Raw genomic sequence first — 21,544 nt, forward strand, 5'->3', positions numbered from 1 at the left:
GCGTGGCGGCCGTCCGTCCATGGGCGCTCCGGGCACGTGCGAGCCTTGCGCGATACGCTCGCCGTCGCGCTGATCGTCAGCCTCGCACCCATCGCCGCAGTCGCCCAGTCCGCGAATACCGGCGCCGGCGGCGATCCGCGCACCTCGGTCGCCCAGCCCGAGGTGTCAGGCAAGCCGTCGGCGGTGGCGACGACCTCGATCCAGTCCGTGCTCGGTGACGCAGCCGATCCTACGGGTCTGCGTCGCTTCCTGTCTGACCGAGGGATTGTCCTCAGCTTCAACGCCATTGCCGACATCCTCGGCGACACTAGCGGCGGCACGCGTCGCACGGCCACCGTCCTCGGGCGGCTCGACATGCAGCTCGACGCCGACCTCGACCGCCTCGCCGGCTGGCACGGCGCCGCGTTCCGGGTCGAGGCCTACCAGATCAACGGCGCCGGGCTGTCCCGGGCCGCCGTCAACGACCTTGCCGTGATCAGCGAACTGGAAGCGCTGCCGTCCACCCGCCTCTACGAGCTCTGGATTGAGCAGCAGTTCCTCGACGGGCAACTGGCGGTCAAGCTCGGACAGGTGGCGGCCGACACCGAGTTCCTCGTGAGCCAGACCGCGACGCTGTTCATCAACTCGACGTTCGGCTGGCCGACCATCGCCGGCACCAACCTGCCGAGCGGTGGTCCGGCCTACCCGTTCGGCGCGCCCGCGATCCGGGCCAAGTACCTCACGACCTCGAACCTCTCATTCCAGGTCGGTCTGTTCGACGGCGACCCGGCCGGTCCGGCGCGGCAGTGGAACGACCCGGACCCGCAACGGCGCGACCGCACCGGCACAAACTTCAGGCTGTCCGATCCAGCGTTCCTGATCGCGGAAGCGGCCTACGCGTACAACTTCGAGGAACGGGCCGGCACGGGTCAGGTTCTAGTCGAGCCCGGGACGGTGACGCTCGGGGGCTGGCACCATTTCGGCCGGTTCGATTCTCTCCGGGTCGATGACACCGGTCGCTCGCTCGCCGACCCTTCGACAACCGGGGTCGCCCGCAGGTTCCGGGGCAACGACGGCCTGTACGGGATCATCGACCAGACCGTGTACCGCGAGCCGGACGACGCCGGGCAGGGCGCAAGCGCGTTCGTGCGGGCGGTGACGTCGCCGGGCGACCGCAACCTGATCGACCTCTACCTCGACGCTGGCATCGGCTACCGCGGGCTGCTGCCGGGTCGGTCGAACGACACGGCGGGCGTGGCAGTGTCGTACGCGCGCATCTCGCCGTCGGCCCGGGGTGCAGATCGCGACACCATCCTGGAGACGGGCACCGCGATGCCCCGGCGGCGGTTCGAGGCGCTGATCGAGGCCACGTACCAGGCGGTCCTCGGCCCGGGCGTGACGGTGCAGCCGAACCTGCAGTACGTTTTCCATCCGGGGGGCAACATCCCCGACCCGCGCGACGCGCTCGGGCGGCGGATCAAGAACGCCACGGTCGTCGGCTTGCGGGCGACGCTGACCTACTGAGCGAGGTTTGACTCCTTGCGGAACCTCGGCAATGGCCATCCGACCCGAGAGTGAACCGGTCGAGCCCGGACGCCGTTCGGATACCGTTCGTCAGGCGTGCACCGGAGATGACTCTTCCGCTAAATCGAGGCGAGGAATGTCCGGCGCGGCGAAGGCAAGCATGCGATCCCCCTCGTTGGGGGCGGCACGCTCGTTGTCGACCGAGAGGAGTTTCACCGCCCCGTCCGTCTCGATGATCAGCAGGGCGACCGCGTCGGTCTGCGCCCACGCATTCGCGAGGACGACTTCGAACCGCCAGCCGGCCTCGTGCCGCCCGGCCAGGGCATCGAAGTCGACCGTGCCGTTGCCGAGAACCTTGCCGCGGGTATCCCGGCTGACACCCGTGTCCGCGTGCAGGAGGTGGTCCGCCGACGGCGCGAGTTGGTAGACGCGCTCGCGGCCGATCTCGGGGGCCAACCGAGTGCACACCAGGGCGTTGTAGAGCTCGTCCCGGGTCGCAGCGAGCAGATGGTCCGGGGGGTGGTCGGCGAGACCTTCCTCGGCATGCCGCGACAGGAGCTCGGCCTGCAGCGTTGGCACCCCCGCCTCACGAGCAGCCTGAAGCGCGCCAGGGTAGGTGTCGATTAGCACCACCGGCACGCCCGCGCGATGCAGGGCGACGACCATGTCGCTCGCCCATGGCGACGCCCCGACGACGGCGAGCCGCTGGGTCTCGGCCGCGGTGGACAGACCCAGTCGCCGAGCCAGCGGTCCCAGTGAAAAGCCATGAAGGATGACCGTGGCCACGATGACCGCGAACACGGTGGGCTGGATCAGGTCGCCGCCGGCGTAGCCCGCCTCGCTCAGACGGGGACCGGCCAAACCGGCGACGGCAGCCGCGACGATACCGCGAGGGCCGATCCAGCCCACGAACAGCCGCTCCCGCCGCGACAGGTCGCTGCCCAGCGTCGCGAGCCAGATGGCGGCCGGGCGGACCGCGAACAGGACAGCGGCGGTGAGAGCGAGGATGGGCAGGGACAGCTTGCCGAGGACGCCGAGGTCGAGGTCGGCGGTCAGTACGACGAACAGGCACGACACCAGGAGCACGACAAGCGCCTCCTTGAACCGACGCAACTCGCCCAAGCCCGGCACGTGGCGGTTCGCCAGCGCGATGCCGAACACGGTCGCGCCGATCAGCCCGGCCTCGTGCATGAGAAGGTTCGGGACGACGTAGGCGACAAGCGCGAGCGCGAGCAGCACCGGCGTTTTGAGCGTCTCTGAGACGAGATCCCGCCGGAATGCCCAGGCCACCAAGAGGGCAAAGCCAACGCCGAGACCGCCCGCCACCAGCACGCCCTCGGCGAGGTGGATCGCCAGGGCGACTGCCGGGGTCTCGCCGGCGTCGTGCGGCACGCCCACCAGGATCTCGATGACGACCGCCGTGAGGATGGCCCCGACCGGGTCGTTGACGATGGCCTCCCACTTCAGGAAGGCGGCAGACCGCCGCTCCAGGCGGGCGTGGCGCAGCAGCGGCAGGATCACGGTCGGTCCGGTTACGACGAGGATGGCGCCGAAGACCGACGCGGGGCCCCACATCATCCCGCCGATGAGGTGGGCGGCGAGGGTACCCAGGACGAAGTTGACCGGCAGCGCGAAGGCGGTGAGCCGGAGAACGCCCTCGCCCGAGGCCCTGAGTTCGCGGAAATCGAGCGCGAGACCACCCTCAAACACCACGATGGCCACCGCCAAGCCGATCAAGGGTCGCAGGTTCTCCCCGAAGTCGCGGGACGGGTGCAGCAGGCCGAACACGGGTCCGACAAGGAACCCGAGCGCGAGCAGCAGCACGATGGCGGGGATGCGCAGGCGCGCGGCGAGCAACTGGGCGGCGATGCCACCGCCCACGATGCAGAGGACGGCCGTCGCCAAACCTTGTTCCATCCATTTCCTTCCGGGCAAACCTGTCGTCGAGACCGTCCGACGCCTCACCGGCGGAGGGATCAGCACTTCCGCCGTCGTAAGGGTCGGATCACATGCCCTACAACGGGTTGGAGCCTATGGGATTCCCGACCAGGTCCTCGTCGGGGTCGCACCCCCGGCATCGGTTTGGCGATTGTCGAGCTTGCGCAGCTCGGTGGCGATGTCCTGCAGGCTGGCGTCGCCCTTGCGCAGGACCCGGTCGGCCTCGGACAGCCGGTCGCGCTCCGCCGCCGTGATGTCCCGGGCGCTCAGCACCACCACGGGGAGCTCGGCGCAACCGGGCAGTCCCCGAAGCCGGTCCAGGAAAGAGAACCCGTCCATCACGGGCATGGTCAGGTCGAGCAGCACGAGGCGCGGCACGCCGTGCCGGACTTGGTCTAGCGCCTCGCAGCCGTTCCCGGCCTCACGGACAGTCCAGCCGTTGCGCTCCAGCACGGTCCGGAGGCGGTGACGCATGTCGGCATCGTCATCGACCACGAGCACGTCGCCGTCGGCTTCCCGGAACTGTTCCAGGATCGTGCGCAGCCGCGTCCAGTCCACCGGCTTGGGCAGCGCCTCCACCGCGCCGAGCGAGGCGCTCAAGGCCGCGTCGGCGACGAAGCTGACCATCACCACCGGGATACCGGCGGTCCCCGGCTCCGCCTTCAGGGCGGCGAGCACCGACCAGCCGTCCATCTCCGGCATCATCACGTCGAGCAGGATGGCGCGGGGCTTCAGCGACCGGGCGAGGTCGAGCCCGGTACGCCCGTCCCCCGCGGTGCGGACGGCGAAGCGCTGGCGTTCCAGGAACCGGGTCATCAGTTCGCGCTGGTTGGCCTCGTCGTCGATGACCAGCACGAGGTCGCCGACCGTCACCTGGTTTTCTGGAGCCACCGGTGCCGCCTCGACGACCTGCTCGGGAGCCACCGCCGGGACGCACAGGGTGAAGCTGGTTCCCTGGCCCTCGACGCTCTCGACGGTGATGTCGCCGCCGAGCAACTGGGCGAAGGCACGGCTCAGCGCCAGCCCGAGGCCGGTCCCCCCGTAGGTGCGCGTCGTGCTCTCGTCGGCTTGCGTGAACCGCTCGAATAGCCGCCCGACCTGCTCGGGGCTCATGCCGATGCCGGTGTCCCGCACGGTGAACCGGAGCCAGTCGCCGGCCGCGGCGACCTCGCGGGCGGCCCGCAGCGTGATGGTGCCGCCCTCGGTAAACTTGGCCGCGTTCGACAGCAGGTTGAACACACACTGGCGCAGCTTGGTCGCGTCCGTGCGCGCCCGGCCGACATCCCCGGCGACGTCCAGCGCCAAGACGTTCCCCTTCTTGGCCACCAGAGCCTCCACGGTGCCGGCGGCGTCCGTGACGAAGTCGGCGACGTCGATGTCCTCGGAGTAGAGTTCCATCTTCTCGGCCTCGACCTTCGACAGGTCGAGCACATCGTTGATCAGCCCGAGCAGGTGCTGGGCGTTCGACTTGATCTTGCCGAGGTCCTTCAGCAGGCTCTCCTGGCCGAGCTCCTCCGCCTCCTCCTCCAGCATCTCCGAGTAGCCGATCACCGCGGACAGCGGCGTACGCAGCTCGTGGCTCATGTTGGCGAGGAAACGGCTCTTGGCCCGGCTGTGCTCCTCGGCGGCGTCCCGGGCCTCCTTCAGGGCGACCTCGGACGCGTGGCGCTCGGTGATGTCCTCGTGGACGCCGACCCATTCCCGGATCGTACCGTCGGCGTCGCGCACCGGCACCGCGCGGGCCACGTACCGCCGCCATTCGCCGTGGGCGGTGCGCACGCGATGCTCGGCAGTGTACGGGTATCCGGCGCGAAGGGCGTCGGTCCAGGTGGCAACCGTCGCCGGAAGGTCCTCGGGATGGATCGCCTTCGCCCAGCCGGCGCCCATGTACTGCTCCGGGGCGTGCCCGGTAATGCCGGCCCACCCCGCCTGCTCCTCGACGAAATGTCCGGCGGCGTCGGTGGTCCACATGATGCCGTTGACGGCCCGGACGGCGGATCGGAAGCGCGCCTCGCTGACGTGCAGGCGCCGCTGCACCCGGCGTTGGTCGAGCGAGGAGGCCATCATCGCGAGGAACAGGATCAGGAAGGTCACGCCGGCCACCGCCAGGGCGACGTCCCGCTGACCGGTCGCCAGTGTGGTCGCGTGCGCGGCGTGGGCGCCGGCCTCCTGCGCCGTGAACGTCGCCGCCGCCATGCCGGTGTAGTGCATGCCGGCGACCGCAAGGCCCATCACGCAGGCGGCGGCGAGCTTCTGCCATGGCCGGTTGCGGCGGAAGGTCAGCCACAAGGCGGCGGTCGCGGCGGTGACCGCGATGGCGACCGACACCGCCACGACGGCAGGGTCGTAGGCGAAGTTGCCGGGCACGCGCATCGCCGCCATGCCGGTGTAGTGCATCGCCGCCACGCCGACTCCCATGAGCGGGCCCGCGACCAGCAGGGACCGCGTGCCGGTGCCCCGGCGCGCCACCCAGGCGAAGGCGGCGGCGGTGACGCCGACGGCGATCAGCAGCGACAGCAGCGTCAGGCCGAGGTCGTAGGCGGCGGGCAGTCCCATCTCGAAGGCGAGCATGCCGACGAAGTGCATCGACCAGATGCCCCCGCCCATCGCCACCGCCGCGCCCGCACCCCAGGCCCAGCGCGGACCGACGTCCGGCCGGCGCACCCGCGCGCCGAGGTCGAGGGCGGCGTAGGACGCGAAGACCGCGATGACGATGGAGAGCGCGACGAGGAGTGGGTTGTATCCGGTATGGACCATGGGAATTCCGGTGTGTGTACGCGGTCCGTACCACCGAAAGGCAACGACCTTGGGGCACTCGCCCATTCGTGAACGGGCCGGGCGATCCGGTTTCCGGCGCTCGGTGGCTGTATTCGAGCCGTCCGTACGTAGATCCGCACCGGTGTATGCGGATGCCTAGAGCAGGAAGCGGACGCAGGCAGCCAAGGCGGCCGTCGAGGCGAGCGGGACGCCGAGCGCCGCACCCAAGGCGAGGCCTCGCCCCGTCATCGGCATGTTGTCGTTGCCGGCTTGCATGGCCAACCTCAGATGCCACAGCGCGATGGCCTCGCCGGGCGTGACGGTGCGGGACGTGGTGCCGGGGATCAAGGGCCGTCCCTCCATCGATTGCGAGTGCCCCCACCGGCGGTTCGCATGCGACGCCGGACCGGCCGTGGGATGAGGTTCCGGCGTCACCGCGGTTCAGGCCTCCGAGGATGCCGGCGACCTAGCACCCGAATGGGGCTCCGTCGTGGCCTCGTCGGCAACCTCCACCGTGTGCACGTCGAACTGCGCCAGCAGCGCCGTGCCGAAGCTCGTCGAGATCGCGACGTCGGTGGCGTCCCGACCGCGGGCGATCACGATGCGTCCGATCCGGCGGGCGTTATGGCGGGCGTCGAAGGTATACCATCGCGGCCCCTCGGGACCGTCGAGGAACACCTCGAACCACGCAGAGAAGTCCATCGGGTTCGGATCGACCGGAACGCCGATGTCACCCAGGTAGCCGGTGCAGTAGCGCGCCGGGAAGTTCATGCATCGGCACAGGGTCACAGCGAGGTGGGCGAAGTCGCGGCAGACGCCGACGCGTTGGTTGAACCCGTCGAACGCGGACCGCGTCGCATCGGCGAGCTGGTAGTCGAACCGGATGCGCTCGTGCGCCCACGTCACGATGGCCGCGACCCGCGCCCACCCCTCGGGCGCCCCGCCGAAGAGCGACCACGCGGTACCGGCGAGCTTGTCGGTGTCGCAGTAGCGCGAGCCGAGGAGATAGATCAACACCTCGTCCGGCAAGTCCTGGACCGGGATCTGCCGCGCGTCGGGGGCGTAGGCGTCGGGCTCGCCGCTGTCGTGGATCAGGAAGTCGGCCGAGACGGTGACCCGCCCGCCGGGCGAGAGCAGCCTCACGCAGGTGTTGCCGAACGTGTCGGTGTACTTCCGCATCGGAACCGGCGGGTCGACCCGCATCGCATCCGAGGACAGCAGGTCGTGGGCCCGCGACGGATGGACGTCGAGTTGGTAGATGATCGGCGTCGGCCCGAACGTGTCGTAGCCGATGGTGTACCCCGTCCTGATCCTCATGCTCATCCCCGTGAATCGAGTCCCGTCGTCCCGTCCCGCTCGGCGGCGACCATCGAGGTCTGCATGAGCCGTGCCCGTGTTCCGAGAGGACGGCTCAAAGCGTCAGAAGCAACGCGGAATACCCGGCCGCTCCCAGCGCGAAGGCCCAGAACCGGCTCTGCCGCTCGCTCGGCACCTCGTTCTTCAAGACGTTGAGGATCACGCCGCCGCCGAGGAAGGCGGTCAGCGCGGCGATTGCGGCACCGGACACGGTCGTCAGGGCGCCGAGCGCGAACCCCGCGAGCACGGCGGCGGCCAGGACCCAGCGGCCGATCCTGCGGTAGGCCGCCTTGTGGTCCTCGTTCAGGCCGTAGTCGGTGACCACGAAATGCAGCGACATGGCCACCGTGAAGAAGGCCAGGAAGGCGAAGGTCATGACCTCGCGGTGCAGGAGGAGGTACCCGACTAGGCCGTTGTAGAGGCCGAAGGATGCCATTTGGATACAGAACACGCCGACCCCGGTGCCGACGTCGGACGCCGCGGTGGAACTCCGGGCATCGGTGACCGCGAGGCCGGCGCGGCGTGATCGGTCGACCTTCGCCAACCGGTCCAATCCGTAGAAGGCCATCAGGCCGGCAAGCGCGATCAGGTAGACATGCCGCTCCGAAAAGCCCCCGAAGGTGCCGCCGGCCATCCGGCCGACGCTGGCCTCGCCATCGGCTAATTCCGGCAGGAAGTGGACGAAGACGTAGGCCACCGCGACCCCGCCGGCGGCCGACAGCCAGATGCTTCGGGGCGAACCGTCGAGGAAACGCAAGGTAGGCGTCACGACGTGGACGAGCGCCAGCACTACCGCCGCCAGGGCAGCCAGGAACGGAATCGTGGTCGTCACTCGGCAGTTTCCGAAGAGGCGGCGGCACGCCCCATGCGGCGCCGACCGGCGAGCTCGACCGGCGGTAGCCCGACGATGTCGTAGGTCGCCGACGCGATGCCGATGCCGGCGTCGTCCAGGCCGGCCAGGATCTCGCGGCTCATCGCGTCCTTGGCCCCACGAATTTGGTGTGTGCCGAGGATGAAGCGGACGGTGAGCTCCAGCCAGTTGTCGGTGATGCGGAAGAACACCCGCGGCTCCAGATCGACCGGCTTGACCCCGAAACGGTCCTGTAGCCGCGCCTTGGCCTCCCCGGCCATCGCGGTGGCGTCGAGGGCGTGCCGGCGCGCGGCGGCGAGCATGATCGCCTCGACCTTCAGGCGGTCGGACTCGTAGGTGATGGGGATAGCCATCTCCTCCCAGATAAAGGGGAAGTCGCGGGTGTAGTTGAACACCGGTTCCGAGAAGATCTGCGCGTTGCTCACGGTGACGATGCGGCCGGTGAACTGGCGGCTCCTGACCCACATCGCCGGGCTGCTGCCCTGGACCGCCGGGGGCTGGCCCATCTCCATGATGGTGGTCTGGATGAAGCCGAGGCGCAGCACGTCTCCACGCACGCCGCCCATGGTGATGCGGTCGCCCACCGTAAAGGTCGAGCCGCGCAGGATCACAAAGTAGCCGGCGAGCGACGTGATCACCTGCTGCAGGGCGAAGGCGAGGCCGGCCGAGAGCAGTCCGAAGGCGGTGGCAAGCCGGGCCGGGTCGTTGAACCAGATCGAGAGCAGCCCGAGGACCAGCAGCACCGCCGCGAGCAGGCTGATGCCCTGGCGCGTCCAGAACTTGGTCTGGAGCGTGGAATGGTCGGTGCGGGTCAGGACTAGCCCGACCAGCGCCCGAAGGCCCATGCCACCGCCGACGACCACCGCGATGAACACGAGCGAAAGGACGAGTTTCCGCCCGTTCTCGGCGTTGACGCCGACCCAGTCGATTCCGAGGAAATGCAAGTCTTCGCCCTTCGGGTAGGTCGAGGTGTATCGACGATGTGCCGGTTCAGTCCGCCTTCGGTACGGTGGTGGGCGCCGGAGACTGGGACGGAACGGGCTGCACCGTCATGGCCGGGGGCTGGTCCGAGAGCCCCTGCCGGGCTTCCGCGAGCTTAGCCTGGGCTGCCGCGAGTTCCTGGCGGGTCATCCCGAGCCGGTCTTCGAGGGTGGCCATCTCCTTGTTGCGCGTGGCCAGCGTCTCGGTCAGGGAGGCGAGTTGCGCCTGGGCGTCGGCCTGTTGCTTCCTTAGCGCTTCCACCGCTGCGGTCGCCCCGTCACGGTCGGCCGTCAGCTTCTGGATGGCCTGCTCGGCCTGACCGCGCTCGGAGATGACCCGGTCCCGCTCGGCCTGGGTCGTGGCGAGATCCTTCCGGGTCGACGCCAATCCGTCCTTGGCCTGCTGCAGTTGCTGGCCGGCCTGGGTGATCTCGGCGGTCAGCTTGTCCTTGTTGGCGTCGAGGCCGGCGATGGCCTGCTCCAGCTCGCCCCGCTGCCTCGTCGACTGCTCCGTGGCGGTACGGGCGTCCGCAAGTTCCTTCTGCGCCGCGGCCGAGCCCTCGCGGGCCTTCTGCTGGCTCTCCTCGGCCTTGGCCAAGTCAGCGGTCTTGGCGGTCGCCTCCTGGGACATGGCGGCGATGTCGGCACGCAGCTTGGCCTCCTGCTGGCGCGTATCCTCAAGGCGGCGCCCGACGTCGGCGAGCTCCTTCGTCCGGGCGGACGCCGCCTGCTCGGCCGCGGTGATGGCCTCCTTCATCGGCGCGAGCTTCTGCTCGGCCTGGCCGACCTGCGCCTGAAGGTCGGCCAGCTTCCTGGCCTCGGCCTCGGATGCGGACTTCGCCTCGGTCGCCTTCCCCTCCGCCGCCTGTCGCTCCGAGGCGAGGTTCGCCGCCTTCGCCTTGGCCTGCTCGCCGGCCTGGGTCGCGTCCCGGTCCTGCTGCTGGGCCGAGGCGATCCTGGCCTGGAGCGCGGCCAAAGTGCCGGCGGTCGACCGCTGCTGGTCGAGGTCACCCTGGAGCGCCGTCTGCCGGGCTTCCAGATCACCGATGCGGTGGTCCCTCGTCGTCCGCTGCCTGGCGCCGGCGATGGACGCCACGACGAGCCAGACCAGGAGAACCGCCGCCACGACGGCGAGGCTGAACGGGAGGGGTCGGCGCAGTTCCGGGAGATAGTCGATGGTCATGGCGGTCTCGCGGGCTTGGAGGGGTTTGGGGTCAGATCGAGGAGGCGGCCTCGCCCGGGGTCGGTTCGGCACCTGCGGCTCCGGGCTCGGGTCCACGTACGGGCGGGGCCGAGCCCGCATGTGCCGCCTCGACCAGGGAGCCGATCATCGTCAGGAGCGCGCGGTGCTCGGGCGATCCGTTCCCGGAAGCCAGGAAGCTCGTAAGCTCGATCCGGGACGGCGCCCCCCCGGACGGTCCGTTCGGCTCGTGGAAGACGAACACGTCGGCCTGGTCGTCGCCGTGGCAGAGGAACCAGCGGTCGTCGTTGCTCCCCGCGTGGATCAGCGTCCGTATGGTGGTCATCGACGGGTCCCTCGGGAGGTGGTGCTAGAACTCGGTCGGCTTGATGCCCGCCTTCTCCAGTCGCTGTTCGAGCTCGGCCGGAAGGGCCTGCACCGCCTGGCGCACCGGCATCTGCAGCACCGGATCGAGGGCACGCATCGTCGAGTACAATCCCGCCGCGGCGGCTCCGCCGAGGAGCGGAGCGAGAACGAATAGCCAGAGCTGCCCCACGGCGTCCCAGCCGGCGAACAGGGCCGGGCCGATGCTCCGGGCCGGATTGACCGAGGTGTTGGTCACCGGGATCGAGACGAGGTGGATCACCACCAGGACGACGCCGATGGCGAGGCCGGCGAAACCCACCGGCGCCTTCAGGTCGGTCGCCCCGAGTATGGTGAGGACGAGGAGCGCCGTCATCACGAACTCGACGATGAACGCGGCACTCGCTTTGTAGTGGCCCGGCGAGCGCACGTCGTAGCCGTTCGATGCGAAGCCCGAGGAGACGTCGAAGCCGGGATGGCCCTGCGCCACCACGTAGAGGACGTAGGCCGCCACGATGCCGCCGAGGACCTGCGCGGCGACGTAGCCAGGCAGACGGGCGGCGTCGAACTTGCGGCTGAGCGTCAGCCCCAGGGTCACCGCAGGATTGAGGTGGCAGCCGGAGATCGGTCCGAGCGCGTAGACCATCGCCATCAGGACGAAACCGAAGGAAAGGGCGACGCCGGCATAGCCGATGTGGTCGGCGGCCGGGACCGCGCTGCCGCAACCGCAGAACACCAGGACGAAGGTGCCGACGAACTCGGCGACGTACGGGCGCATCAGCGGGATTCCTTCGGGATGGTGGCCCCGGGGTTCGGGTTGGAGGTGACGGCCGCCGCGGCGTACCGGTCGGGATCGCACACGGCGCGGTAGGTCGCAGCCGGTCGCCGCCCGCCACCCTTCAGCAGCATCGCCACGCCGAGGCACATCAGCAGGACAGGCACCGGGTTGCGGCGGACCGCTTCGAGGGCGCCCTCGTAGAGGTCGGCCCCGGTCCCGTCGCGGCGGACGGTGCCGAGCATGTCCTCGACGATGCCGGTGGGGGTGAGGCGCTGCGTAAGCCTGTCGAGCGTCCGGTCCAGGCGGCCACGGCTCTCCTCGATCTCGCGTTCCAAGGCATCTGCGTCACTCGTCATGCGTCACGCGCTCCTTGATGACGGTGGCGTCGTGCCGAAGCTGTCGGCCCGTCCGGGTCGGGACGAGCCCGTCGACCGAGAACCGGCGTCTGGCGAAGAACGCCAGAACAACGCCGATGACGAGGAAGGCGACGCCGACGATCAGGGCGGCGAGCGCCTCCGAGCCGACGACGGTGGCGAGCCACTTCACCAAGGCGTCGACCAACTCCAGGAAGCCGACGACTGCGAACACGGCCGCGCCGGCCATCGCAGCGAGGCCGACGATCAGACGTCGCAAGTTGTCGGCCATCTCCTGGCGGAACAGGGCGATCTCGCCCCCTAGGACATCGCCGGCACCCCGGAGTGCTTCGGCGAGTAGGCCCTGGAGCCCGCCGGACGGCGGGGGGTGGGGAACGGCGCTCACGGATACCCGCCCCATGCCTGCTTGTGCTCAGGAACCTGCGACTTGCGGGCATCGCCTTCGCCGGACCGGAGGACGTGGAAGGCACCGTACCCGAGCGCTCCCACCACCAGGGCCGTCGCCAGCGGATTGCTACGCGCGGCTACCTCGGCATCACGATAGAGCTCTCGCCAGCCGCGGCGAGCGACATGACCCGAGAGCGCATCGAGGTTGTCGGCGACCGTGTGGACGAACGGCTTCGCCTGCGTCTGTCCGTCAAGCTCTTTGCCGCCCGAACGCAGTGCCCGGGCGAGTTCGGACAGGAAGCTGGCCGCCTCGCTCTTGCGCCGGTCTGCATAGCCACCGGCTTGGTCGCGCACGGCATCGGCCAAGCCGGCCGGCGAGCGTGCCGCCTGCATAGGGCCATCGGCGGCTGGGGCCGGCCCCGCAGGTCGGGTGGGATCGTTCACGGCGATGCTCCGGACCTGCGAGAGGACTTTGATGGGCTCCCGGGCCTAGCGGCGGCCGTGGACGACCATGGCGAGGAGGTAGCCGAGCGCGCCGGCCATCGCCGCCATCATCAGCGGGGACTCCTTGGCGTAGCTCGTCACCGTGTCGGCGCCCTGGCGGTAGGCGCGCTCGGCGTCGGGGAAAGCATCGCGACCCTGCTTGAGCGCGCCCTGGGCGAGGTCGCCGGCCTGGTCGGCCACGTCGCGCACGGCGTCCTTGGCCTGCCCGTACAAGTTCTCGACGTTGCCCTTGGCCTCGTTGGCCGCGCCCTTGGCCTGGGTCTCGCGGTCGCTGGTGAGGTCGCCGACGGCGCCCTGGACCTTGCCGCCGAACTCCTTCGCGGCGCCGGTGATGCGGTTCTCGTCCATGGTTCTTCTCCTGGTTTGGTCCCGGACGCGCGGGATGCGCGTCCGGGGATTGGGTCGGGTCGATTACTTTCCGGCGCTCTTGCCGTGGGCCTTGGTCGAGCTTTCGTGCGCCTTCTCGGAGTGGCCGTGGGCCTCCTTCGAGTGCTTGGCAGCGGCGGTCTCGTCGCCCTTCTCGTGATGCTCGGCCGCGGTCTTGTGCGACTTGGCGGCGGCCTCGTGGTGCTTGGCAGCCTCGGCGTGCGCGGTCTTGGCCATGGTGGTGTTCCTCGAATGGCACCGTCACGGTGCTCGTTGCGGTCGCGTCGACCGGCGCGTGCGGTCGGAAAAGGACCCGACCGGCGTGCGGGATGTCCTCAGGCGCGAGGCGCGTCAGTGCGCCGGCAACCTGCCGTCGGGGGTGTAGCGGTCGACCGCCGACGGAAGCTCCCGTGAGAGCCTGGAAAGGAGTTCGTCGCTCGAAAGGCCGGTCTGCTTTGTCAGGGTCGCGAGCAGGTCGGAGCCGAGGGCGGAATGCATGTGCTCAGCCGGAATCTCGGTGTTCCGGCCCTGCCGGACCCATGAGTCCGCAGCCTCGCCGTGACCGTTGCCGCGGAAATGCTCGATCAGCTGGCCGAGGCCCCCGCCGAGCAGTCCACCGGCACCGGCACCACCGAGGTTGCCCAGGATGCCGTCGAGCCCTGGTTGGCCAAGCGTGGCACCGGACGGGTTGGCTTCGGAGGCGCCCTTCAGCATCTCGGCGATCTTGTCCTAGTTCTGGTAGCCCGCCACGGCGAGCAGCCCGAGCAGGGCGGTCATGGAGGGGAAGCCGTCACTCATGTTCATTCTCCCGTTCGGGTGTTCGACGTACGGGTTCGGGGCGGCTCAGGACCTCGAACCGGTTCCCTTGGATGCCTTGTATTCGTCGATGGCGGTCCGGCAGCCGGGCGAGAGCTTGCCCATGTTCCTGCCGAAGCACGCGACCACCTCCGGGCCCTTCGGGTCCATGCCGTTGCAAAGGCTGAGATAGTCCCCAGAGCAGGACGTCCGGAGATGGCCCGTGGCGGCATCGTCGCCCTGGGCGCCGGCGGATCCGGCCGCCATGACGAAGGAGAGGACAAGGAATCGGGTGATGCGGATCATGGGGCGGCGGCCGTGCCTGTTGCTTGCCCGAGGGTTCGCGCGTCAGAAGGGAGAGGTCCGCGGGACCCCTCCCGACCAGGCGCTCAGACCGGCTTGCGCGGGGCGGTCCCGGCGGTGCCGGCCGTGCCGGTGCGCTCGACGTTACCCCGCTCGTCGGTGACCTCGACCTCGGTGTGGCGTACCTTGTCGGTCACGGTCTCGACCCGCTGGGTCGCGTCCTTGCGGATGCCGACCTCGCCGACGACGCGGGCCTCCTTCGAGACCACCGCCTGCTCGCGCATTTCGGTCGCCTCGATGACCTTGTCCTCGAACAGGGCCATGTCCCCCGGCGTCACCGCCCGGTCGACCACGCGGCGGTCGACGCGTACGGTCTCGTCGTGCAGGGTGACATTCTCGCTGACGTCCTTCTCGACCGCGTAGGAGCGCACCCGCACCCGGCCGCTGTCGACCATGCGCTTGCCGACGTTGAGGCGCTCCTCGACCACCGGGATGTAGTCGGTGCGCTGCGCGGTCTCCTGAGCCGCGACGGTCTCGGTGGAACCCGCCGCACGCAGCCCCGTCGTGGCAGTCGTCGATGCGGGAGCAACGGCCGCGACCGGCGCGCCCGCAGCCTGCCCGTTCCAGCCCTCCTTGCGCCAAGACGCCTCGCGCTCGTCCATGTCGACCGAGCCGTGCTCCTCCAGGATGTCGTAGGTACGCTCGGCGTACCCGTCCTCTACGGTCGCGGTCAGCATGGTGCCGCCGCGGTTCAGTCCCTCGGCGTGGAGGTGGCGGTCCTCCTCCGGCATGAAGAACTCCTTCAGCGAGCCCCACATGCCGCCCTCGTGGGTCGTGGCGGCGCCGGTCGTCGTGCCCGCCTCGCTGCCGGATAGGATCCGGACGCCAACCTCAGGGATGCCGATGGCCACAAGCTTGGCCTTCGCGGCCGTCGCCTCGGGGTAGGTGTCGTACATGGCGGTGATGGTCTGGGTCATGGTTCGACCTCCGATGGGGGTGCAGGGGACAGGGCCGTGACGTGCCCCTCGGGGGACACGCGTTCGATCACGGCGTGCTGTCTGCGCAGCGTCACCGGCATCTCGACGCCCTCGCCCGCCGTGGTCTGGCGGACGTGCACCTCCTCCCGCAGGACGAGGCGCTTCTCGACGACGAGGATCTCTTCCAGGATGGGGATGATCGTCACCCCGTTCGCCTCGCGGACCACCGGGGGCGCTTCGCCCTCGGCCAGAGTCCGGTTGATGGCCACCCGGGTGACCCCGACCATGTCGCTGCGCAGGGTCTCGCGCAGGACCTCCTCGACCGTCTCGGTGCGCGTCGTGACCCGCACCCGCCCGGTCTCCACCGCCCGCTTTTCGATGCCGGCGGTCTCGGCGATCAGCGGGAGGACCGCCTCCTCGCCGACGGCAACCTCCGCCGCCGGCTCGTTCTGCGCCCCGGAGCGATACGGCTCGGTGGCGGCGGGGGCGTTCACGATCAGACTCGACGCTGTGTGGTGGCGGCGACGGCGGTGCGGGTGAGCACCGGGTCGACCGCTGCACCGCGTCCGGCGAAGAAGGCGGCAAGCGCACCGAGGATCAGCGCCAGGGCGCCGTAGAGCGCCCCCTGCGAGCCGACGCGGGCGGCGGTGTCGGCCGCCTGCTTGGCCTGCTCCTTGGTCTTGGCGACCGTGTCGTTGAACTGCTGCACGTACTGGGCAACCTGGGTCCGAGCTTGGTCGACCGGGATGTTCTGGGCCTTGGCCAGCGCCTGGGCCGCTTTCTCCTGCGCGTCCTTCTGCTGGGCGGCGTCACCGGTCACGGCGGCGCGCATGGCGCTGACGGCAGCGTTCTTCAGGGCCTCGGGGTCATTGCCGGTCGTGCCGCGGACTTGATTCTCGATATTCGAGAACGGGTTGTCCATGCCCGGCAGCGACGGGCCCGCGGCCTGCGCGGCGGTCTTCACAGAGCCGCCGATCAAGTTGCCGGCGCCGCCGAGAGTGCTCGACACCGCGCTCGACGCGCCGCTGACGATGCCGCCGACCGCCGATGACAGCAGGTACACGACGACCAGGGTCGAGACCGCCCAGGCGATCAGCCCGTGGTAGGCGGTGGTGGTCCGGGCCGGCTTGCCGGAAAGGCGCCCGGCGAGCCAGCCGCCGGCGGTGGAAGCAAGGATGCCGGAGATCACGAACCAGATCCCGGCGCCGGACGAGAGCGACCCGGCGGTCGGGGTGCCGCTGCCAGCCGGGTCGACGGTCGAGAGACCGATGCCGAGCCCGACCATGTTCAGGATGACCTGGGCGACCAGCGCGATCACGGCGCCGGCGATGACGGCACCCCAAGAGATGGAGTGCAGCGCCATCGTGCGCATATCCTCGGCCGGGGTGGCCGGGCTGGTGGTCGGCAGGTCGCGGTCATAGGCAGAACGGGTGGTATCGGGGGATAACGCCATCGTAGTAACTCTCTCGTCGGGGGTGGTCGGGTCGGGCTTCGGCCGAGGATCGGCGGAAGTGGGTTCGGCCGGGTCAAAGAACCCGGCGGCGGCCCATCAGGGCGTGGTAGAGCCACAGCACCACCACGGCGCCGACGACGGCTACGAGCAGGCTGTAGAGGTTCACCCCGGACACCCCGGGCTGGCCGAACTGGTTGAATAGGAAGCCACCGACGACGGCGCCGACGACCCCGAGCAGGATGTCAACGACGAGCCCTTGGCCAGTGTTGTTGACGATCTTGCTGCCGATGAAACCGGCGATCAGGCCGAGCACGATCCAGGCGAGGAGGGACATGGGCGGTCTCCGGGCATGCGCGCTCGGTCGGTGCCAAGGCCGCGCGGGACGGGATGGGGTGTGGGCTACTCTCTGGCACGGCGGTCGCAGTGAGGCGGCTGCCTGCCGCCGAACCCGCCTGTGGTCGTTCGCTCGACGACCGGACCCGATACGCGACAAGCGCCCCGGGTCCGCGATGTTCCGCCGATTAACATCTAATCAAACCGCAATATTTCCACTTTGGTTCGTGGCGAATATTCGCGGTTTAGGTTTTCGTCAGTCGACGTCTGGTTCCGGCTTCAGTTCCGGGCGTCGTTTCCCCCTGGGGTTCGACGGCGTGATCCCGGGTTCGGGGCCGGGATCCCCGGTGAGCTTCTCCAGGGCGTCCCGTACCGAAGCCCTGACCTGTTCCAGGGTCGGCTTGAGCTCGTCCGTCCGCTTAAGCTCGTCCGTCGGCTTGGGTTCGTCGGCCATTCGCTTTCCGGTCGATGCCCAGCCTTGCGTCGTGGTTGAAGATGGCCCTGGTCCCGCCGCGTGCAAATCGTCGGAACGTACCGGTTCGAATGTTTTATGTACCGGTCAGGTCACCGGGAAGCCGTGGTCCCGGCCCCAGACCACGGCCTGGGTGCGCCGGTTGACGCCGATCTTACGGTAGAGCGCGGCGGCGTGGTTGCGCACGGTGCTTCCTGATAGCACCAGGGCCTGGCCGATGGCCTTGTCACTCTGTCCCCGGCAGATCAGGTCGAGCACCTGCCGCTCGCGGGCGGTGAGGTCGGGCGTCGCGGGCCGCGCACCCTCGCCGGGGTTCCGCAGAACCGAAAGCTTCTCGACCAGGCCGCGGCTGAACCAGGAGGCGTCGGTCATCACCGTCTCGATGGCCGAGTACAGCTCGCGCTCGGAACGCTTGCGCTCTGTGATGTCCTGCAGCACGGCCAGCACCGCATCCTCGCCGTTGATGACCACGCGCTCGGCCGAGACCAGGCAATCGAGCGCCGTCCCGCCCCCGTCGCGCACGCAGGTCTCGACGCCGAGGGCGGACCCTTCGTGAGCCAGGGTCGCCTCGAACCGTTCGCGGGCGGCGTCGTCGACCCAGAGGCCGGTCTCGGCGACCGTCCGCCCGAGGGTATCCCCCTCGGCACGGCCGAACACCCGGACGAACGCCTCGTTGACGCCTGTCACGATGTGGTCGCTCGCACGGGTCAGCACGGTCGGGACCGGGGTAAGCCGGAACGCCTTGGCGAAGCGCTCCTCGCTCTGGCGCAGGGCGGTCTCCGCCTTTCGGCGCGGTTCCAGGTCCGCGAAAGTGAACAGCATGCAGGCGACGTCGCCCATCTCGATGGGTTGGCCGGCGACGATCACGGCGTGTGTGCCACCGCCCGGGCGCTTCAGGAACGCCTCGCGATGGGGGATCGGCTCTCCGGCGTTCAGGTGCTCCAACGCCCTCTCGCGCCCGTGGGCGTCGGCAAGGAGGTCGACCTCGTACACGCTGCGCCCGAGGACCTTGTCGCGCGCGTAGCCCGTGATCTCCAGGAACCCCGTGTTCACGCGGACCAGCCGCAGGTCGGTCAGGCGGACGATCACGGCGGGGGCGGGGTTAGCAGCGAACGCGCTCTCGAAGCGCTCCTCGGCCTCGAATTGTGCCGAGATGTCCTTGATGATCAATGCCAGGAAGGTCGGGCGGCCGCCCGCGTCGGTGACCACGAGGCTGCGCAGGGAATGCACGAAGTCGATGCCGGGCCGGTCGGCGTGCCTGACCTCGACGACGACGTCGCGGAAGGTCTCGCCGTCCGTGACGCGCTCGATGGGGTAGCGGCCGGGCGCACGGTTGTTGCGGTAACGCAGGCTGAAGCGCGCGCGGTAGGCGTCGACCGTCGCGCCGAGGTCGGACAGGGCCGCCACGCCGTGCATCGCCAGCGCCGCGTCGTTGGCCCAGGAGATGCGCTGGTCCGGCTCGACCAGGATCACCCCCTCGCTCAGGCCGGCGACGAGCTGGCGGAGTTCCGAGCGGTTGGCATCGGTCGCGATGGGTCCACGTCCGGGGCCATGGCCGCCAGCGCCCCGTGCGCCCGGTGGTTCGATCTCGCGCCCGGGGGTGCGTCGGCTTCCGACCGAAGCATTTTTCGGGTTGACCTTTGGATTCATGGTCGCCCCCGTAGGCTTGGCTCAGCGTCGCGGCAGGGCGGCAGGGCCGGATCGTGTTAGGCAACACTAGCATGCCGGGCCGTGGGCGTCCCCGTCCGCAACGCCACGAGGTCCTCCGGGACAAATCGAAGCTTTCGGCGTTGAGGTGCGATGCGCCGCGGAACGTGGCGTGACCGGGAATCCCGCATGCCGATGGACGACGCCGTAGCCGCGAAGCCGCCCGCCCAGGTGCCGCCCTCGCTGGTGCCTGGCCTGCGCGGCCTGCTGACCCTCGCGGTCGGCGTCGTGCTGATCGCGGCGCTGTACTTCGGGCGCGAGGTGTTCATCCCCCTCGTGCTGGCGGTGCTCCTCAGCTTCGTCCTGGCCCCGGTGGTCAACCTGCTGCGTCGGATCAAGCTCGGGCGCGTGCCCTCGGTCATCGTCGCCGTGCTGCTGGCGCTCGGCGTGATCGGCGGCATCGGCGCGGTCATCGGCACACAGGTGGCCGGGCTCGCCGGCAACCTGCCGCAGTACCAAGCCACGGTCTCGAAGAAGTTCGCCGGTCTGCAACAGGGTTGGCTGGGCGAGGCCAATCGGGTCATCGCCAAGTTCAGCCATCAGGTCCACGATGCCACTCAGAAGGCTGACGCCGCCGGCACCACCGCGGCCACCGGTCCCGGCGGCGACACCCCGAAGGCGCAGCTCGTCCGCGTGCAGGAACCCGAGATCTCGCCGCTCGCGCTCGCCGAGAAGGTATTGGGCCCGATCTTCGAGCCGCTGACCACGGTGGGCATCGTCCTGGTCGTGGTCGTGTTCCTGCTCCTACAGCGCGAGGACCTGCGCAACCGCATGATCCGCCTGTTCGGATCGAGCGATTTGCACCGCACCACTGTGGCGATGGACGACGCGGCCGGACGGCTCGGGACCTACTTCCTGGCTCAGCTCGGCATGAACGCCGCGTTCGGCGTCATTGTTGGCGTCGGCCTGTGGTTCATCGGCGTGCCCAACCCGCTGCTCTGGGGCGTATTCTCCGCGCTGATGCGCTTCGTGCCCTACATCGGCGCTTTCATCTCCGGCATCCTCCCGGTGGCGCTGGCGGCGGCCGTCGATCCGGGCTGGAACATGGTCATCGCCACCGCGGCCCTGTTCCTGATCGCCGAGCCGGTGTTCGGGCAGGTGATCGAGCCCCTGCTCTATGGGCACTCCACCGGGCTCTCGCCCTTCGCGGTGATCGTCTCGACCCTGTTCTGGGGCTTCCTGTGGGGGCCCATCGGCCTGATCCTGGCGACCCCGTTCACCGTCTGTCTGGTCGTGCTCGGTCGCCACGTCGACAGCCTGGAGTTCCTCGACATCTTGCTGGGCGACCGGCCGCCGCTAACGCCGGTGGAGAACTTCTACCAGCGCATGCTCGCCGGAGACCCGGACGAGGCCCGCGACCTCGGCGAGCAAATGCTGAAGGAGCGCTCCTTGTCGTCGTACTACGACGAGGTCGCGTTGAAGGGCCTTCAGCTCGCCGCAAACGACTACGCACGCGGGGTCGTCACGCCTGCGCAGCTGGAGAACATCCGGGCGTCGTCCCGCTCCCTGGTCGAAGACTTCGAGGACCATCCCGACGTCGAGCCGGCCGGCACGGACGCGACGGTGAACCCGAACGACACCCCGACGCTGGCCGAGCGGGCGCATCCGAAGAACGAGGCGGTACCCGGTCAAGCGCCACCTCGCGAGGCGCTGCCGGAGGCGTGGCGCGGCGAGGCGCCGGTGCTGTGCCTGGCCGGCCGCGGCCCCCTCGACGAGGCCTCCTCGGCGATGCTGGCGCAACTCCTGCGCAAGCACGGACTCGGGGCGCGCGTGACGGCCTACCAGTCCGCCTCGCGCGAAGGCATCCGCGACCTCGACCTCTCGGGCGTGGCGATGGTGTGCATCTCCTACCTCGACATCACCGGCAACCCGTCGCACCTACGCTACCTGCTGGAGCGTCTCCGTAGGAAGTCGCGGGACGTCAAGCTGTTGGTCGGACTATGGCCCCAGGGCGAGGCGGTCCTGACCGATACGGACCTCGGTCGGCAGGTCGGGGCCGACGCCTACGTTTCGTCGCTGCGCGGTGCGGTCGAGGCGTGCCTGAGGGAGGCGGGCGCGACGAACACGGGCGACGAGACCCCGGCCGCGGCGAACGCCGCCTGAAGCTGGAACCCGCCGATGGCTTGACCGTTGTTCGGACGTCTTAC

24 protein-coding genes are annotated in these 21,544 nt (G+C 69.7%); 2 read left to right on the forward strand and 22 right to left on the reverse strand.

Features of this window, described 5'->3' with window-relative positions; translation table 11 throughout:
* Window positions 1–36: 36 nt before the first annotated feature.
* A complete protein-coding gene (locus tag MKK65_RS17920; RefSeq protein ID WP_243959475.1) occupies window positions 37–1,503 on the forward strand; it encodes a carbohydrate porin in 1,467 nt (488 codons plus the stop codon).
* 90 nt (window positions 1,504–1,593) lie between these two features.
* On the opposite strand, the gene MKK65_RS17925 is transcribed toward MKK65_RS17920, so the two are convergent.
* From MKK65_RS17925 to MKK65_RS18030, 22 genes are all read right to left on the reverse strand, one after another.
* Entirely contained in the window at window positions 1,594–3,420 is a 1,827-nt protein-coding gene (locus MKK65_RS17925) for a sodium:proton antiporter (RefSeq protein WP_147907772.1), read from the reverse strand.
* Window positions 3,421–3,534: 114 nt separating this feature from the next.
* Entirely contained in the window at window positions 3,535–6,198 is a 2,664-nt protein-coding gene (locus MKK65_RS17930; protein WP_243959423.1) for an MHYT domain-containing protein, read from the reverse strand.
* A gap of 156 nt (window positions 6,199–6,354) precedes the next feature.
* The gene (locus tag MKK65_RS17935) at window positions 6,355–6,546 is read right to left on the reverse strand and encodes a hypothetical protein (RefSeq protein WP_147907774.1); all 192 of its coding nucleotides are present in this window, start codon (window positions 6,544–6,546) and stop codon (window positions 6,355–6,357) included.
* Window positions 6,547–6,639: 93 nt separating this feature from the next.
* The gene (locus MKK65_RS17940) at window positions 6,640–7,515 is read right to left on the reverse strand and encodes a transglutaminase-like domain-containing protein (protein ID WP_147907775.1); all 876 of its coding nucleotides are present in this window, start codon (window positions 7,513–7,515) and stop codon (window positions 6,640–6,642) included.
* A gap of 94 nt (window positions 7,516–7,609) precedes the next feature.
* Window positions 7,610–8,386, reverse strand: a complete 777-nt coding sequence (locus MKK65_RS17945) for a hypothetical protein (protein ID WP_210249190.1) — start codon at window positions 8,384–8,386, stop codon at window positions 7,610–7,612.
* The gene (locus MKK65_RS17950) at window positions 8,383–9,369 is read right to left on the reverse strand and encodes a mechanosensitive ion channel family protein (protein ID WP_147907776.1); all 987 of its coding nucleotides are present in this window, start codon (window positions 9,367–9,369) and stop codon (window positions 8,383–8,385) included. Before MKK65_RS17950 ends, MKK65_RS17945 begins: the two co-directional genes overlap by 4 nt.
* 46 nt (window positions 9,370–9,415) lie before the next feature.
* Complete coding sequence (locus MKK65_RS17955; RefSeq protein ID WP_147907777.1) at window positions 9,416–10,588, reverse strand: chromosome partitioning protein ParA; 1,173 nt, start codon at window positions 10,586–10,588, stop codon at window positions 9,416–9,418.
* A 31-nt stretch (window positions 10,589–10,619) separates the two neighbouring features.
* Window positions 10,620–10,931: a hypothetical protein gene (locus MKK65_RS17960; RefSeq protein WP_147907778.1), complete on the reverse strand. Its 312-nt coding sequence runs from the start codon at window positions 10,929–10,931 to the stop codon at window positions 10,620–10,622.
* Between the two features lie 24 nt (window positions 10,932–10,955).
* A complete protein-coding gene (aqpZ, locus tag MKK65_RS17965) occupies window positions 10,956–11,726 on the reverse strand; it encodes an aquaporin Z (protein ID WP_147907779.1) in 771 nt (256 codons plus the stop codon).
* Window positions 11,726–12,082: a DUF3618 domain-containing protein gene (locus tag MKK65_RS17970; protein ID WP_147907780.1), complete on the reverse strand. Its 357-nt coding sequence runs from the start codon at window positions 12,080–12,082 to the stop codon at window positions 11,726–11,728. Before MKK65_RS17970 ends, aqpZ begins: the two co-directional genes overlap by 1 nt.
* Entirely contained in the window at window positions 12,072–12,485 is a 414-nt protein-coding gene (locus tag MKK65_RS17975) for a phage holin family protein (protein ID WP_243959425.1), read from the reverse strand. The genes MKK65_RS17970 and MKK65_RS17975 overlap by 11 nt, the downstream gene beginning before the upstream one ends.
* Entirely contained in the window at window positions 12,482–12,880 is a 399-nt protein-coding gene (locus MKK65_RS17980) for a hypothetical protein (RefSeq protein WP_147957885.1), read from the reverse strand. The genes MKK65_RS17975 and MKK65_RS17980 overlap by 4 nt, the downstream gene beginning before the upstream one ends.
* Window positions 12,881–12,976: 96 nt before the next feature.
* On the reverse strand, window positions 12,977–13,339 hold the full coding sequence (locus tag MKK65_RS17985; protein WP_147907783.1) for a CsbD family protein: 363 nt from the start codon (window positions 13,337–13,339) through the stop codon (window positions 12,977–12,979).
* Window positions 13,340–13,402: 63 nt separating this feature from the next.
* Window positions 13,403–13,594 carry a hypothetical protein gene (locus MKK65_RS17990; protein ID WP_147907784.1) on the reverse strand — a complete coding sequence of 64 codons (192 nt, stop codon included), beginning with the start codon at window positions 13,592–13,594 and terminating at the stop codon, window positions 13,403–13,405.
* Window positions 13,595–13,708: 114 nt separating this feature from the next.
* Complete coding sequence (locus MKK65_RS17995; protein ID WP_243959477.1) at window positions 13,709–14,080, reverse strand: YidB family protein; 372 nt, start codon at window positions 14,078–14,080, stop codon at window positions 13,709–13,711.
* A gap of 120 nt (window positions 14,081–14,200) precedes the next feature.
* Window positions 14,201–14,458, reverse strand: coding sequence for a 3',5'-cyclic-nucleotide phosphodiesterase (locus MKK65_RS18000; protein WP_147907786.1), 258 nt, complete (start codon window positions 14,456–14,458; stop codon window positions 14,201–14,203).
* 83 nt (window positions 14,459–14,541) lie between these two features.
* Window positions 14,542–15,432, reverse strand: coding sequence for a YsnF/AvaK domain-containing protein (locus MKK65_RS18005; RefSeq protein WP_147907787.1), 891 nt, complete (start codon window positions 15,430–15,432; stop codon window positions 14,542–14,544).
* Window positions 15,429–15,926: a YsnF/AvaK domain-containing protein gene (locus tag MKK65_RS18010; RefSeq protein WP_243959427.1), complete on the reverse strand. Its 498-nt coding sequence runs from the start codon at window positions 15,924–15,926 to the stop codon at window positions 15,429–15,431. The genes MKK65_RS18005 and MKK65_RS18010 overlap by 4 nt, the downstream gene beginning before the upstream one ends.
* Before the next feature lie 2 nt (window positions 15,927–15,928).
* Complete coding sequence (locus tag MKK65_RS18015) at window positions 15,929–16,885, reverse strand: PhnA-like protein (protein WP_147907789.1); 957 nt, start codon at window positions 16,883–16,885, stop codon at window positions 15,929–15,931.
* A 73-nt stretch (window positions 16,886–16,958) separates the two neighbouring features.
* Window positions 16,959–17,219: a GlsB/YeaQ/YmgE family stress response membrane protein gene (locus MKK65_RS18020; protein ID WP_092045733.1), complete on the reverse strand. Its 261-nt coding sequence runs from the start codon at window positions 17,217–17,219 to the stop codon at window positions 16,959–16,961.
* A gap of 255 nt (window positions 17,220–17,474) precedes the next feature.
* Entirely contained in the window at window positions 17,475–17,672 is a 198-nt protein-coding gene (locus MKK65_RS18025; RefSeq protein WP_243959428.1) for a hypothetical protein, read from the reverse strand.
* Window positions 17,673–17,777: 105 nt separating this feature from the next.
* On the reverse strand, window positions 17,778–19,223 hold the full coding sequence (locus MKK65_RS18030; protein WP_243959482.1) for a helix-turn-helix transcriptional regulator: 1,446 nt from the start codon (window positions 19,221–19,223) through the stop codon (window positions 17,778–17,780).
* 303 nt (window positions 19,224–19,526) lie between these two features.
* On the opposite strand from MKK65_RS18030, the gene MKK65_RS18035 reads away from it, so the two are divergent.
* Window positions 19,527–21,500: an AI-2E family transporter gene (locus MKK65_RS18035; protein WP_147907793.1), complete on the forward strand. Its 1,974-nt coding sequence runs from the start codon at window positions 19,527–19,529 to the stop codon at window positions 21,498–21,500.
* Window positions 21,501–21,544 lie beyond the last annotated feature (44 nt).

Origin of the sequence: Methylobacterium sp. J-001 (assembly GCF_022829565.1) — a bacterium.
Classification (GTDB): Bacteria; Pseudomonadota; Alphaproteobacteria; order Rhizobiales; family Beijerinckiaceae; genus Methylobacterium.